Below are 14,650 nucleotides of genomic sequence, written 5' to 3'. Positions count from 1 at the left end.
TACTATCCCCAAGACTTTCATATGACCCTAAAATACTTGATGTTATTAATATCCAACCGAGTAATCATCTTAAAAGATCGATAGTATACGACGAATAAGATCAGGGAAATAACCCAATAAGGATAATTGTATCAAAAACCTTTTAAACCTTACCACAACCTGTGGTTGTATTTGCTCAAAGCACTTCAGTTGCCACAAGAAACAGTCGTTAGTTTGTACTCAAAAGAATAAAGACAAGAAAAAGGGATAAATGAAAAAAGACAGTTGTACGTCTTCGTACAAGAAGTGTCCGCTATCGAACACCAAACAAGAAGTTAAACAAAGTAAACGACTACAAATCAAAACATTAAATTATTGGCACAGCTTTCATAGTTACATACCAAATTGATATTAAATTATGGACAGACCTTTAGAAAAGAAGAAGTGGAATAGCAAACGTATCATGACCGTTGTAGGAATTGCGGGCATTGTTGGGTTAATAGGAGCCAGCTTTTATTTTACCTCGGGCAAGAGCAAGCTCAACGTTGAAGCCGACCGCATCTCTATCGTCGAAATAAAAAATGGAAATTTTCAGGAATTCATTCCAATCAACGGCACGGTACTTCCAATCAGCAGCATCTATCTCGACGCATCTGTGGGCGGCCGTGTGGAAGAAAAATTTGTGGAAGATGGTACTATCTTAAAGAAAGGTGATCCTATTATGCGTCTCTCCAATACAGATCAGGAGCTTACCCTGGTACAACAAGAAACACAAGTACTGAATCTATTGACACAGTCCCAAATTGCGCAGACCAATGCACAACAGGCATCGATTAACAACCGAAACCAGATGGCTGATGTAGAACAGGCTTATCGAGAAGCTGAACGTGTCTATAACCTAAACAGAAAATTACTCGCCGAAAAAGCTATTGGTACACAGGAATTCGAAAAATCTCAGAACGAATATAACTATCAAAAAGAACGGGTCAATTTGACCAAACAGATCCTCAAACAGGACGAGATCTCCAATGCGCAAAAAGCCAATCAGGATAAGCAGACCTACCAACGTACACAGAGCGCATTGGAACTGATGAAAAGAAAAATTGGTGATCTGATCGTTAGAGCGCCTGTTGACGGACAATTGACCTCCTTCGATGCAGAAATTGGACAAAACAAAAACGCCGGGGAACGGTTGGGACAAATCGACGTGCTGACTGGATTCAAAGTACGGGCCGATATTGACGAACACTATATTAACCGCATTTTTCCAGACTTGCAGGGCGAGTTTTCCATTGGTGACAAAACCTATAAGTTACGTATCAAGAAGGTATACACCCAAGTCACCAATGGACGGTTCCAAGTGGACATGGAATTCATCAATAATGTTCCTAAGGGAATTCGTCGTGGTCAGACTTTACAGATTCGTCTGGCATTAAGCGACGAGACCAAAGCTCTGTTATTGGCAAAAGGGGGATTCTATCAGCAAACTGGTGGCAACTGGATATTCAAATTGGATAAAAATGGAAGCACTGCTTATCGTGTGGATATCCAACTGGGAAGACAAAATCCTGAATATTATGAGGTTATTAAAGGATTACAGCCGGGAGACAAAGTTATAGTATCTAGTTATGAGACTTATGACAAGGTACAGGAGCTGAATATTAAAAAATAAAAATTGCATAGCGGTTATCCAGCACATCAGGTCTGTCGACAACTGCTTTTATCATACGACCATAATCATGATTAAAAACTTTATTAAAACCGCACTTCGTAATCTTTGGAAAACCAAAGGTTACAGCTTGCTCAATATCTTTGGACTGGCAGTCGGGATTGCTGCGGCATCGTTGATCTTTTTGTGGGTTGAAAATCAGTTGAGCTACAACGATAATTTCGTCAACAAAAAGGATATCTACATTGTCAAATCAAAACAGACTTACGATGGGGCCACCTATGTTTTTGAATCAACCCCCGGACCTTTTGCCCAAAGCATAGTGAAAGAAATTCCGGGCATCAAGCATGCTGTACGCATAAGCTGGAATTCACCCATGTTGTTTTCCGTCGGCGACAATAATATATTTCAAAATGGCGTATATGCCGATGGGAATATCGCCGACGTACTATCCTTAGAATTTCTTGAAGGAGATCGAAAAACTGCCTTTGATCAAGTCAATAATATTGTATTATCAGAGACTGCAGCGAAGAAATTATTTGGCGACCGTCCCGCATTGGGAAAAACTGTCAAAACAAACAATAGCGAGCCTTTCATCGTCGCTGCTGTTATCAAGGATCTTCCCAAAAATAGCAGCTATGATTTTCAATGGCTCATCCCTTTTAAAAAATTTGAAGCTGCAAACGATTGGTTGGAAAACTGGGGGAATAATGGTTTACAAACGCTTGTTCAGGTCGAAGAAAATGCTAACATCGATCAGATCAACAAGCAGATGATGAACTTCGTCAAACATAAAACCAATGGTGAAGTTACTTTTTCGCAGAACTACCTTTACCCAATGGAACGTTGGATTACCTACAATCAGTTTGACAACAGTGGTGTAGAAAAAGAAGGCGGCATTAAGAACATTCGTCTATTTACCTTTATCGCATGGGTGGTGCTACTGATTGCCTGCATCAACTTTATGAATCTCGCGACCGCAAGATCTGAAAAAAGAGCAAAAGAGGTCGGTATGCGCAAAGTGGTTGGAGCCAGCCGTAAATCACTTGTGATGCAATTCTTGGGTGAATCTCTGGTATTGGCGATTATTTCCTCCCTGGTGGCCATTTTGCTGATCTACCTTTCTATCCGACCTTTCAACATGATGATCGGTCAGGAACTTCAGGTCAATTTTCTAGCTCCCTCACACCTCTTCTTTCTGGTGACAGTCACATTCGCATGCGGATTGTTTGCAGGTAGCTATCCCGCATTTTTCCTGTCCGCATTCAAACCGCTTTCAACAATTAAAGGGACTAAACAGAAGAGCGGCGGTGGAAGCCTCATACGCAAGGGGTTGGTCATCCTGCAATATACGGCATCGGTTGTATTAATTATTTGTACCATTATTATCTATCAACAAATCCAGCACAACAAAAATAGGGATCTTGGATTTGATAAGAGCCAGGTATTGACTACCGCGCTACAAGGCAATATGTCCAAACATCTGCCGTTGATTAAAAATCAATTATTAGCGACGGGAGTAGTTCAGGAAGTTGGAGTCAGTGACATGAGTATCCTAGATATCAACTCCAATACCTCCGGTTTTAGCTGGGATGGAAAAGATCCAAATGCAAGTATCTTGATTGGTATGTTACGCGCTGATGAGGGCCTTATCCCAGCATTGGATTTAAAGCTATCTGACGGTAGAAACTTCCATCAAAATTTTATGGGCGATAGCAGTTCTGTCATCATCAACGAAGCATTTGCGAAGCTTATCAAAAAAGATGGCCGTGTGGCGGGCAACATCATCAGTTACGGTGAGGAAAAGTTCACTATCGCCGGTGTTGTCAAAAACTTTGTTTATAACAATGTATATGCCGACCCCGAGCCGATGCTGTTTCTACCGATGAACAGAGCTAATGGCATCATGATCATGAAGACAAAGGCAGGGGTCGATCTACCTAGTGCTATTCAACAAATTGAGAAGATCATCGTCCAAAATAACCCTGGATTCCCTTTTGACTACAAATTCTTGGACGATAGCTTCAACAATAAATTTAAAGCCGAGCTTTTTGTACAACAGTTATCAAGTGTATTTGCACTTCTGTCCATCATTATTTCCTGTTTGGGGCTATTTGGCCTAGCTGCATATGCTACCGAACAACGTGCCAAAGAAATCAGTATCCGTAAAGTCTTGGGCGCCTCTGTGTCTGGACTTATCCAGATGCTCAACCGTGAATTTCTCATTCTTGTGGCGATCTCATGTACCATTGCCTTTCCTATTGCATGGGTGATTATGAGCAAATGGTTAACCAACTATGTACATCATGTGGAAATTTCCTGGACTATTTTTGTAATCAGTGCTTTGGCAGCAATTATCATTGCCTTATTGACCATTACTTCACAAGCATTTAAAGCAGCGATAGCTAATCCGACGAGGACTTTAAGAGATCAATAAACAGTTAAAAAAGAATTTGATAACAGAACTAAAAACCGTCCAAAGCAACTTCGCTAAAGACCCAAAACATAAAAACCATGAGCACAAAAAATATGATTAAAATAACAAATCTTCAAAAGTACTACCGCACTGAAGAAGTAGAGACGGTCGCATTGAATAATTTGAACATCCATGTCAAAGAAGGTGAATTTGTTGCCGTCATGGGGCCTTCCGGTTGCGGGAAATCTACACTATTAAATATCATCGGTCTACTGGATGATCTGGATGAAGGCAGTTATTTGTTTAACGATATAGAAGTGGCCAAATTCAAAGAACGTGGTCGTTCAGACCTGCGGAAGCACAATATTGGCTTTGTCTTTCAGAGCTTTAATCTGATTGATGAACTGACAGTGTTTGAAAATGTCGAACTGCCACTTGTCTACACCAATGTACCGGCAGCAGAACGCAAAAGACGCGTTGAAGAAGTCCTCGAAAAAGTACAGATAATGCACCGGCGCAATCACTTCCCCCAGCAGTTGTCTGGAGGTCAGCAGCAGCGCGTTGCTGTCGCCCGCGCAGTCGTAAATAACCCTAAATTGATCCTTGCCGATGAGCCCACAGGTAACCTCGATTCCAATAATGGTAATGAGGTGATGCAGCTTCTCACTGAACTCAACGAGGCGGGCACGACCATCGTAATGGTAACACACAGTGAACATGATGCCAAATTTGCCGATCGTGTCATACGGATGCTGGACGGTCAGGTGATCATGGAAACCTCGTCCTTGAGCTAGCTAACGCTATTGATTTTAGCGGGCCTTATAGTTTAAGAACTTTGCATATTAAACAAGTTTAACATCAAAAAATGATGAAAGGTTTAAAATTAATCTGGAGACAATGGCGGCACAATCGTCTCTTTACCTTCCTAAATATCATCGGATTAGCTGTGGGGATCAGTGCATGCTGGATTGTATTTCGTATTGTCAACTACGAAATAAGTTTTGATCAGCATCATCCTGAAAAAGAACGCATCTACAAGCTATACTCCGCATTTAAAGAAGGGGAGAATATACATCATTTCGATGGGACGCCTTACCCTTTAGCTTCTTTTCTAAGTGCTTATCTAAAAAACGAAATAACAGGGCTAGAGCTTGTTGCACCAGTTATTAACCGATCATTTGAAAGTATAAAGATACAGTCGGGTCGGGATATACTGGAATTCAATGATCAGCAGAAAATAGTATCTGTTACTGCCGATTACTTTAAACTTGTTCCCTATAAATGGCTTGTAGGAAACCCCAGTACAGCACTCAAAAATATCAATGAAATCATATTGACAGAATCAAGAGCAAAACAATATTTCAACGATACTGATCTAAAAACGCTATTGGGGAAGACCATCCTATATGACGATCAACCGCTAACGGTTACAGGTATCGTGGCTGACCTTGACTTTCCGAGCAGCTTTACCAACAAAGAATTTATTCATGTAAAACCAAATCCTCAGGAGGTCGATAATTGGGAGAATTCAAGCTCAAATTTCCAGGTTTACGTTAAATTGGCTGACAACGGTAGGCCTTCTCAAGTAACAGCAGCAGCGACCAAGAAGGTCAAAGAGATGGTCGGCGATAAATTTAAACAATATAATATAACGCCGGGATATAAATTAGCTCCGCTCACAGATTTGCATTTCAATAAGTTTATTCAAAATAGCAGCGACAAACAGATATTACTCGGGCTTGTCGGCATCGCTGCTTTCCTGCTTACCCTCGCCAGTATCAATTACATTAATCTAACCACAGCTCGTATTCCCTCCCGGTCACGGGAAATTGGCATTCGCAAGACATTAGGCGAACAGCCAAAACATCTAATCCTCGCATTTATCAAAGAGACATTTGTCACATGCGTGTTAAGTCTGATATTCTCCTGGCCATTGGTGAGATTGTTTGAAGCCGCGTTCTATTCCTATATTCCAGTAGATATCAATACATTCTCAGATTATCTGCCCCTTTTCATCTTTCTAGCTTTACTTATTACCGTTTTAACACTCGCTACCAGTCTCTACCCAGCTTATCTGATCAATAAGGTACATGTGGTCGATGTGATGAAAGCAAATGGAACGGACAAATTATCTTTTGGCGGACTTTCCTTGAGAAAAGTACTCATCGTGTGTCAATTCGTCATTGCTCAGGCTTTTGTGGTACTAACGATAATTATGGGTTTACAGTTGAAGCATGCACTAAACAGCGATGCAGGCTTTCAGGACGAAGCCGTTATTACCATCCCGCTTCCTTATAAAAAAGCAGAAGACTCCGGAAATAGTCCTTTCTTGCTGAAACAGCTCCTGCAAAAATATCCCGAAATCGACCATGTATCGCTAGGTCATCTTCCGATGAACAACGACCAGTGGGGGAATAATATCATCATGCAGAGTGATACCGGCGAGGTCTTGGTCAACATGCCCTTTAAATATGTCGAAGAAAATTATCTCGATGTGTTCGGTATGAAGCTGTTAGCAGGACGCGCGCTTACACGTTCCGACAGCACATCCGGAATACTTGTCAATGAAATGGCTATAAAAAAGTTTGGTTTCAAATCTCCACAAGAGGCCGTGGGTCAACATGTGTCGGTAAACGACAGACCCACTACCATTGTCGGCGTATTGGCTAACTTCCACAACTTTAATTTCCATGCGACATTGGACCCCGTAGCGATGCAGTTAACGACGAATAAAGCTATGCTGCAAAATATTAATATCAAATTAGGTACCGATTCCCGTAAATGGCCGGCAGCCTTTGCGGCGATAGAGAAAGACTGGAAGACGGTCTACCCCAAAGCGCCTTTTACCTACCAGTTTTATGATCAACATATAAAAGAACTCTATGAAGCAGATTATCGTTTATACAGAATTATTAATTTATCTACCTCAATCACCATTCTTCTTAGCTGTTTAGGTTTGATCGGGTTGGTGACATTAACGACCCATCAGCGCACAAAAGAAATAGGTATCCGAAAAATTCTAGGCAGTACAGTTAGTGGAATCATATTACTTCTATCGAAAGACTATATGAAGTTGATTATAATATCCATTTTAATAGCCACCCCGATCGCATGGCTGGCAGTCAACAGATGGTTAAGCGACTTTGCCTTCAGAATTGAGCTGAGCTGGTGGATGTTTACAATTCCGGCGATAATAACCGTTGGCATCGCATTTCTGGCCATGAGTTATCATGCATTGAGTGCAGCCCGCGCTAATCCAGTAGATAGTTTACGAGATGAATAAAAAGCTTGATAGCTTTATACGATAACTTCGACGAGACCAAAATGATACAAAATTATATAAAAATAGCATTTCGAAATATCCTTAAAAACAAAGGATATGCGGCGATTAATATCATTGGACTGGCAATGGGGCTAGCCTGCTGCCTATTAATTGTTATATATCTACAGAACGAACTATCTTACGATAGATATCATGACAACAAAGAGCGTATTTACCGCATCGTTCACGAATACAAAGATCCAAGTGGAAACGAACAGGAACAAATATGGGGTAACGCTCCTATTGGTGAGGCACTCGAATCCGATTTTCCTGAAATCGAAAAGGTGGTTCAATTTTCTGGTCAGACCTCCATCTTGCTCAGACAGGGGGACAAAAAGTTTCAGGAAGAGAACGTATTCTTCATGGATTCTACTGCCTTTGATGTATTCAGCTGGAAAGTACTTGCAGGTAATCCGCATACAGCCTTAAAAGATCCCTATACGGTGGTATTGACGGAGAGTACAGCCAAAAAGTATTTTGGAAATCAAAATCCTATAGGTAAAACTTTGGAAGGCGGGCTGGCAGCGGGCCGGGCGAATGCGGGATCATATAAAGTGACTGCCGTCATGCAAGATATACCTGCAAATTCACACTTCACTTTCGATGCCCTACTTTCCATGAGTACTTTTAGAAAGCAGCGCCCCGGCATCTTCGAAAAGGAGGGTTGGGACTATGTCGACTTTTACACCTATTTTCTGACTTCGAAGCAATTTGACGCTGGCAAGTTTAATCAAAAAATTCCAGATTTTCTTCAACGTCATCTTCCGCCGGACGGAAATACAAATGCGAGATATAATTTCCATATCGAACCCTTGCTTAGTGCTTATATGCATTCAGCGGCAGACCGGCAGCCCGGCACCACTGGCAGTTATCAAAACTTATATATATTTGGGATCATTGCCGGATTTATCCTGCTCATCGCCTGCGTCAATTTTATGAACCTAGCCACTTCAAGGTCAATGGAAAGGGCAAAAGAGGTCGGTGTCCGAAAGTACGTCGGAGCTAGCAGAAGCAGCCTTATCTTCCAGTTCATGTCCGAATCCCTTACACTTGTGCTGATAAGCGGAATGTTGGCAATAGTAATCGTTCTGGCCTGCCTCCCATTTTTAGGTACATTCTCAGGTAAACAAATCAACTATTCAGCCTTACAGAACAGCACCACCTGGTCAATATTCATACTGACAACAATGTTCACAGGGATTTTAGCGGCAAGTTACCCAGCTTTGGTCCTCGCCAGCTTTAACCCTATAAAGGTGCTCAAGGGAACCTTTGGTAACAGTAAAGGGGGCGCCTTGGTACGCAGAGGATTAGTTGTTTTCCAATTTTGCCTTTCCATTGCATTGATTGCCGGAACAGTAATCGTCTTCTCCCAACTAAATCAACTGCAACAGCAGGATCTGGGATTCCAAAAAGAACAACGTCTTGTAATTGATTATAATTTTGACGAAAAGGTCAATAACAACCTCGAAGCCATCAAATCAATGTTTGCCAAAGATAAAGACATACTATCGGTGACCGCCTCACGTACGGTCCCCGGGACGTTTCTTCCTAATGCAGGGACGGAAATCATTTCCGAAGATGGTACAATGACCTCATTTGCCCCTTTTCTTTATGAAGTAGATGTCGACTTTATTCCAAATATCGGTGTAAAAATGGCGGCGGGAAGAGCATATTCAAGAGATTTCCCGACAGATACTGCACATTCTCTTGTGATCAATGAAGCCGCAGCCAAACTCTGGGGTTATAAAAATCCTCAGGATATTATCGGCAAGCAATTTCGGCAGTGGGGAAAAGAAGGAACGGTTATTGGCGTCGTAAAAGACTTCAACTACCTTTCTTTACACCGTAAAATTGAGCCGCTGGCCTTACGGCTCGAGCCCAGCAGCAGCCGATATCTCACCCTCCAAATACGACGTGCAAATCAGTCGGAAACAATTGAACGGATAGGTAAATTGTGGACTGAACTTGTTCCGCACCGCCCCTTCTTATATAGTTTTTTGGATGAAAGTTTTAACCGGCAGTATGAGGCGGATTTCAATTTCAGGCGGCTTTTTTCCGCATTTTCTGGATTTGCTCTGTTCATCGCCTGCTTAGGACTGCTAGGGCTGGTGACCTATACAGCTCAACAGCGGACGAAAGAAATTGGTGTCCGAAAAGTGCTGGGAGCATCCATCTATAATCTGGTGCTACTCCTTACTTCAGATTTTATCAGATTATTGGTTGTAGCACTATGCATTGCAACACCTTTATCCTGGATCGCCATGAATAAATGGCTGGATAACTTCGCTTATCATATACAGCCCAAATGGTGGATGTTTGCTTTTGCAGGTTTCGCTGCAGTTGTGATTGCCTTAATTACGGTGAGCTTTCAGACCTTTAAAGCTGCAAATGCAAATCCGGTAAATAGCTTACGAGATGAATGAGTTTAACAACTTTTTTAAGAAATTAAAGATACACAGCAATGGTTAGCATTTCATTAAAGACAGCTTATCGCTTTTTGAAAAAACATAAGTTGATCACGTTTATCAATGTGCTGAGCCTAGGGATTGGTATTACAGCGACATTGGTGATTTTTTTAATGATTCAGTATGATTATAGTTTTGATCGCCATGTACCAGACCGCGATCAGATCTATCGGGTCGTCAATAATGGGGATTTTAAAAACGCGGGCGTATTCGTTCCTCTCGTAAGAACTATGGAGGACGAACTGCCAAATCTGGAAGCCGTCGTTCCGATCTACCGCAGCCCTATTTCGAAACTGAAAGTCGCATCGGCAACGGACAAGTATCAGACATTTCCGAAAGAAAAACGTATTACTTTCGTTAACAGCCAATATTTTAACATTTTCCCTAATAAGTGGCTGTCTGGAGATGCAGAGCAACTGAACAAACCAGGAACCATCGTATTGACAAGAAAAACGATGGAGAGATTCTATGGCAGTCTCCCGCCGCTGGATGCACTAGGTAGAACAATAGTTTATGCAGACAGCATACCATTGCGGGTTGTCGGAATAGTTGAAACAGCCAGACATAACTCTGACTTCAGTTTTGAAAGCTTTATTTCAGTTGCCACAATTGCCCAAGATCATAACCTAAAGCAAATGTTTAATTGGGAAGCCTGGAACAGCATATCCGATGCCCACCAGGTTCTGATAAAAACGAAGCCCGGCACCTCAGCTCATGCAGTAGAAAACAACATCAATAGGCTACTTAAAAAGCACAAATATAAAATCGGCGAGAAAAATACGGATAAGTTAGAATTACAGCGATTGGCTGACGTACATTTCAATACAGCTTTTAATTATGAAGCGACCAAACCCGAAACACTTCGCAATCTGGTCCTATTGGCTTTCTTTCTCTTAGCATTAGGTGCTGTCAATTTTGTGAATTTATCCACAGCGCAGTCTATCGAAAGGGCCAAAGAAATCGGAATACGTAAAACGCTCGGAAGCCCAAAATCGACATTGGTTAAGCAATTTTTATGTGAAACATTTTTGATTACCTTGGTCGCGACCATTTTGGCAGTTGTTTTACTGCCATTGTTCCTACAGGTTTTTGAAGGATTTATACCAGAAAATTTAAGTCTGGAATTGTTGGACAAAAAAGTTATCGTTCTATTTTTGCTGGCTCAGCTTTTTGTCGTAACCCTGCTGGCAGGCTTCTATCCAGCAGGAGTGCTGACAGGATATGCTCCTGCCTTAGCGCTCAAAAACCAATTGACCAAAAACACCAAACTATCCCGTAGTGCATGGATCCGCAAAGTGCTGACCGTCTTTCAATTTGTCATGGCTCAAACCTTTCTGATCTGTGTGCTGGTCGTGATTCAACAGATAGATTACGTATCCCATAGAGATATGGGCTTTGAACGGAACGCTGTTCTTAATATCTACATTCCCGGGGCATTCCATAATTCTGATAAAGGGGTGGCGCTAAAAAATGAGCTTCGAAAGCTCCCTGAAGTGAAAGCCGTCAGCTTTGGTAATATCGCCCCAGCCATGAATGGATTTATGACAACTTCCATGAGCTTCGATCAGTCTGCAGAAAAGGAACCTCTGACATTTGATAGCCGTTCTGGTGACGAAGACTACCTAAAGGTTTATAAAATACCACTTGTGGCAGGTAGAAATATTCAGCTGCGCGACTCAACCAATGAAGTTCTGATCAATCGAAAAGGACTAGCATTATTACAGATTCAAAACCCACAAGATGCCATCGGAAAAACATTTGAGAACGGTCAGAATACCATCGTCGGTGTTATGGAGGATTTTGACCTCGCATCCGCGCGCCAGGGGGTAAAACCGGTTTTATATATCGGCAATAAACAAGGTTATGTACTTCATATTGCCCTGGACGAGCAACACCCGGAAAATTGGAAAAACGCCATCGATAAAATATCGGCAAACTACAAAGTGTTATTTCCTGACGATGAGCTTGACCTCCGGTTTGTCGATGAAATAATCCAAAAGTTTTACAATCAGGAGAAGCAGCTATCCAAACTCCTGTCTTGGGCATTGGGGCTTTCGATCTTAATCGCATCTCTGGGATTATTTGGTCTTACGACTTTCACCGCAAACCAAAGAACAAAAGAAATTGGCATACGCAAAGTCCTGGGAGCCTCTGTCGCACAAATCACCTTTTTACTACTTAAAAACCTGCTCTCGCTAGTAGCCATTGCCTGCTTGATCGGGTTTCCGATCGCATATTATTTCATGCATAGCTGGCTAAATGATTTCGCTTACCGCACAACCATAAGTCCATGGACATTTGGACTGTCGGCTCTTGGGCTGATCGCTTTCGCAAGTTTTGTCCTATCAACAAAAAGTGTTTCCGCCGCAAAAGCAAATCCGATAAATAGTTTGAGAGATGAATAAATAGAGGAAATCATGGTCAGAAATTTCATCAAAACCGCATGGCGAAGTATTTTTTCCAATACGTTCTATAGCGCCATTAATATTCTGGGACTGACCTCAGGGTTAGTGGTAGGAATATTCCTACTGTTGTGGATTCAGGACGAATTATCCTTTGACAGGTTTCATAGCCAGCACCGCAATATCTATAGAATCGGCATCGAGGGCGGTACAGGAATATCCAAACGCATATTTAAGGCGATTATCGCTCCTGTGGGATCCTTGGCAAAAAAAGAGATTCCGGAAGTAGACGATGCTGTGCGTATCTTTAGAATTGGTGATGCCGCAATTAAATACAAGGACAAAAGATTCAACGAAAAAGATTTTGCTTTCGTTGACCCGAGCTATTTCTCAGTATTCGATTTTCCGTTAATTCAAGGCAATCAACAGCAACCATTTCCTGACAACAATTCTGTTGTGATTACCTCCCGCACTGCACAGCGTTATTTTGGTGAAGAAAATCCTATTGGGAAGACGATCATCATGGGCATGGAAGATTTGTGCACGGTGTCGGGGGTCATCGCTGATTATCCAGACAACTCAACATTTCAATTCCAAGTGCTCCTACCCCTATCGCGATACAATGAACAAGCATATATCAAGAACAAAACAACCTATGACAATAAAACATATTTGTCATCAATGGACGAGGACTGGTCCAACTTTGCATTCGAAACTTATCTTCGATTAAGACCTGACGCCGATGCGGTTACCGTGGCCCAAAAATTACAGAAAATTCACGGGCAGGCCAAACCTGAAGATGGTAAGGTCCCCTATATCACCCAGGAGCTTGCCAAAATGCATCTATACCAAATGGATGGTAGTGACGGTGGCATCGGGACCGTCCGCATCTTTATCGGAGTCGCCATATTAATCCTACTAATAGCGAGCATCAATTATATTAATCTCTCGACTGCGCGCTCATTGCATCGTGCCAAAGAAGTCGGCATTCGAAAGGTTATTGGAGCAGACCGGAAAGCACTCTTCTTTCAGTTCATACTGGAAACGACACTTTTATTTGCTATCGCTGCTGCGGCGGCAATTGCATTAGCTTTCATCTTTCTGCCGCTCTTTAACAACTTCTCTGGCAAACATGTGACTCTCACTCTTTCTAACATTCAGATTTGGAGCTACATACTTTTGATGCTCTTGGCCACCCTTATCCTGGCAAGTGTCTATCCTGCGCTGCTCCTTTCCAATTTCAAGCCTATCCGCGTTATAAAAGGGCGAACAAGCATAAAAAAATCAAATTTCAGGAAGATATTGGTCATCTTGCAATTTACTGTTTCGATTGTACTGGTTACTATGACTATCGTCATCGGGCGCCAATTGGAATATATGCGCCATAGAAATATTGGCTACGAGAGAGATCATATTGTGACCGTCCTCATGGGCAAAAAGATGGCAGAACATTTTGATGCGGCCAAAGGCGAGCTTCTAAAAGCCCGAGGTGTAAACGATGTCATCCGGCTCGGCCGGGATATGGTTTATGGGGGTAGTTCCACAGGAGATAATGATTGGGAAGGCAAACCCAGCAATTCAAACCTTTGGTTCAGCATCACTTATTCTGACCAATATACGCTCGACTTCTTCAAAATCAGGTTGGCACAGGGTCGGAATTTTACAGGTTCAGCTGCAGATTCAGCACATTTTATCGTCAACGAAACTGCCGTTCGCGAGATGGGATTAAAAAACCCTATTGGTAGTAGGTTGCGCATCCGTACCATGCCGGGGACGATCATTGGCGTGGTAAAAGACTTTAATTACGCAAGCGCCCGGTATAAAATCGAACCAATGGTTTTCCAATATAGCCCCAAAGATTGCAGCATGTTGTATCTAAAGACAAATGCAGCCGACACAAAAGAGGCCCTGGCAAGTCTACAAGAGGTATGGAAAAGTTATTACGATGATATGCCCATTAGCTATAGTTTCTTGGATGAAAGCTACCAGAAGCAATATACCAATGAAGAAAAACAGGGTACATTATTCAATTTCTTTGCTTCTATAGCTATATTAATTTCCTGTTTGGGACTTTTAGGCCTCTGCACCTATACCGCACAGGTAAAAACGAAGGAAATCGGCATTCGCAAAGTATTGGGAGCGACGGTATTGAACATCATACAAATGCTGAATAAGGAGTTTTTGATATTGGTCCTCATTGCAAATATTATCGCGATCCCCATAGCGTTATACTTTACCACAAGCTGGCTTGAAGGCTTTGCATTCAGAATCACCGTACCGATAATGATCTTCTTGTTTGCTGGCAGCGCGACAATTGCCATTGCATTATTGACAGTCAGTTTTCAATCTGTTAAGGCAGCAGTCGCTAGTCCGGTTAAGAGTCTGCGAGATGAATAG

The 14,650-nt window shown here is 42.1% G+C and carries 7 protein-coding genes; all 7 read left to right on the top strand.

Translation table 11 applies throughout. From position 1 onward, the window contains the following. Positions 1 to 397: 397 nt before the first annotated feature. The 7 genes from K7A41_RS05700 to K7A41_RS05670 all read left to right on the top strand — a co-directional run bounded on the left by K7A41_RS05700 (position 398) and on the right by K7A41_RS05670 (position 14,650). Positions 398 to 1,651 carry an efflux RND transporter periplasmic adaptor subunit gene (locus K7A41_RS05700; RefSeq protein WP_265712907.1) on the top strand — a complete coding sequence of 418 codons (1,254 nt, stop codon included), beginning with the start codon at positions 398 to 400 and terminating at the stop codon, positions 1,649 to 1,651. Positions 1,652 to 1,718: 67 nt separating this feature from the next. Further along, a complete protein-coding gene (locus K7A41_RS05695) occupies positions 1,719 to 4,085 on the top strand; it encodes an ABC transporter permease (protein ID WP_265712906.1) in 2,367 nt (788 codons plus the stop codon). A gap of 92 nt (positions 4,086 to 4,177) precedes the next feature. Next, a complete protein-coding gene (locus K7A41_RS05690) occupies positions 4,178 to 4,858 on the top strand; it encodes an ABC transporter ATP-binding protein (protein WP_028072650.1) in 681 nt (226 codons plus the stop codon). A 71-nt stretch (positions 4,859 to 4,929) separates the two neighbouring features. After that, positions 4,930 to 7,347, top strand: a complete 2,418-nt coding sequence (locus K7A41_RS05685) for an ABC transporter permease (protein WP_265712905.1) — start codon at positions 4,930 to 4,932, stop codon at positions 7,345 to 7,347. Positions 7,348 to 7,388: 41 nt separating this feature from the next. Next, entirely contained in the window at positions 7,389 to 9,809 is a 2,421-nt protein-coding gene (locus K7A41_RS05680; RefSeq protein WP_265712904.1) for an ABC transporter permease, read from the top strand. A gap of 38 nt (positions 9,810 to 9,847) precedes the next feature. Further along, entirely contained in the window at positions 9,848 to 12,256 is a 2,409-nt protein-coding gene (locus tag K7A41_RS05675) for an ABC transporter permease (protein ID WP_265712903.1), read from the top strand. 12 nt (positions 12,257 to 12,268) lie between these two features. After that, positions 12,269 to 14,650, top strand: coding sequence for an ABC transporter permease (locus K7A41_RS05670; RefSeq protein WP_265712902.1), 2,382 nt, complete (start codon positions 12,269 to 12,271; stop codon positions 14,648 to 14,650).

The organism is Sphingobacterium sp. InxBP1, from assembly GCF_026191775.1.
GTDB classification, from domain to species: domain Bacteria; phylum Bacteroidota; class Bacteroidia; order Sphingobacteriales; family Sphingobacteriaceae; genus Sphingobacterium; species Sphingobacterium thalpophilum.
This window is presented reverse-complemented; position numbering and strand designations above follow the sequence as displayed.

Bases quoted from the DNA above. Each gene is read 5' to 3' on its own strand.
- K7A41_RS05675 (WP_265712903.1), top strand. From the start codon at position 9,848: ATGGTTAGCATTTCATTAAAGACAGCTTATCGCTTTTTGAAAAAACAT.
- K7A41_RS05700 (WP_265712907.1), top strand. From the start codon at position 398: ATGGACAGACCTTTAGAAAAGAAGAAGTGGAATAGCAAACGTATCATG.
- K7A41_RS05695 (WP_265712906.1), top strand. From the start codon at position 1,719: ATGATTAAAAACTTTATTAAAACCGCACTTCGTAATCTTTGGAAAACC.
- K7A41_RS05670 (WP_265712902.1), top strand. From the start codon at position 12,269: ATGGTCAGAAATTTCATCAAAACCGCATGGCGAAGTATTTTTTCCAAT.
- K7A41_RS05685 (WP_265712905.1), top strand. From the start codon at position 4,930: ATGATGAAAGGTTTAAAATTAATCTGGAGACAATGGCGGCACAATCGT.
- K7A41_RS05680 (WP_265712904.1), top strand. From the start codon at position 7,389: ATGATACAAAATTATATAAAAATAGCATTTCGAAATATCCTTAAAAAC.
- K7A41_RS05690 (WP_028072650.1), top strand. From the start codon at position 4,178: ATGATTAAAATAACAAATCTTCAAAAGTACTACCGCACTGAAGAAGTA.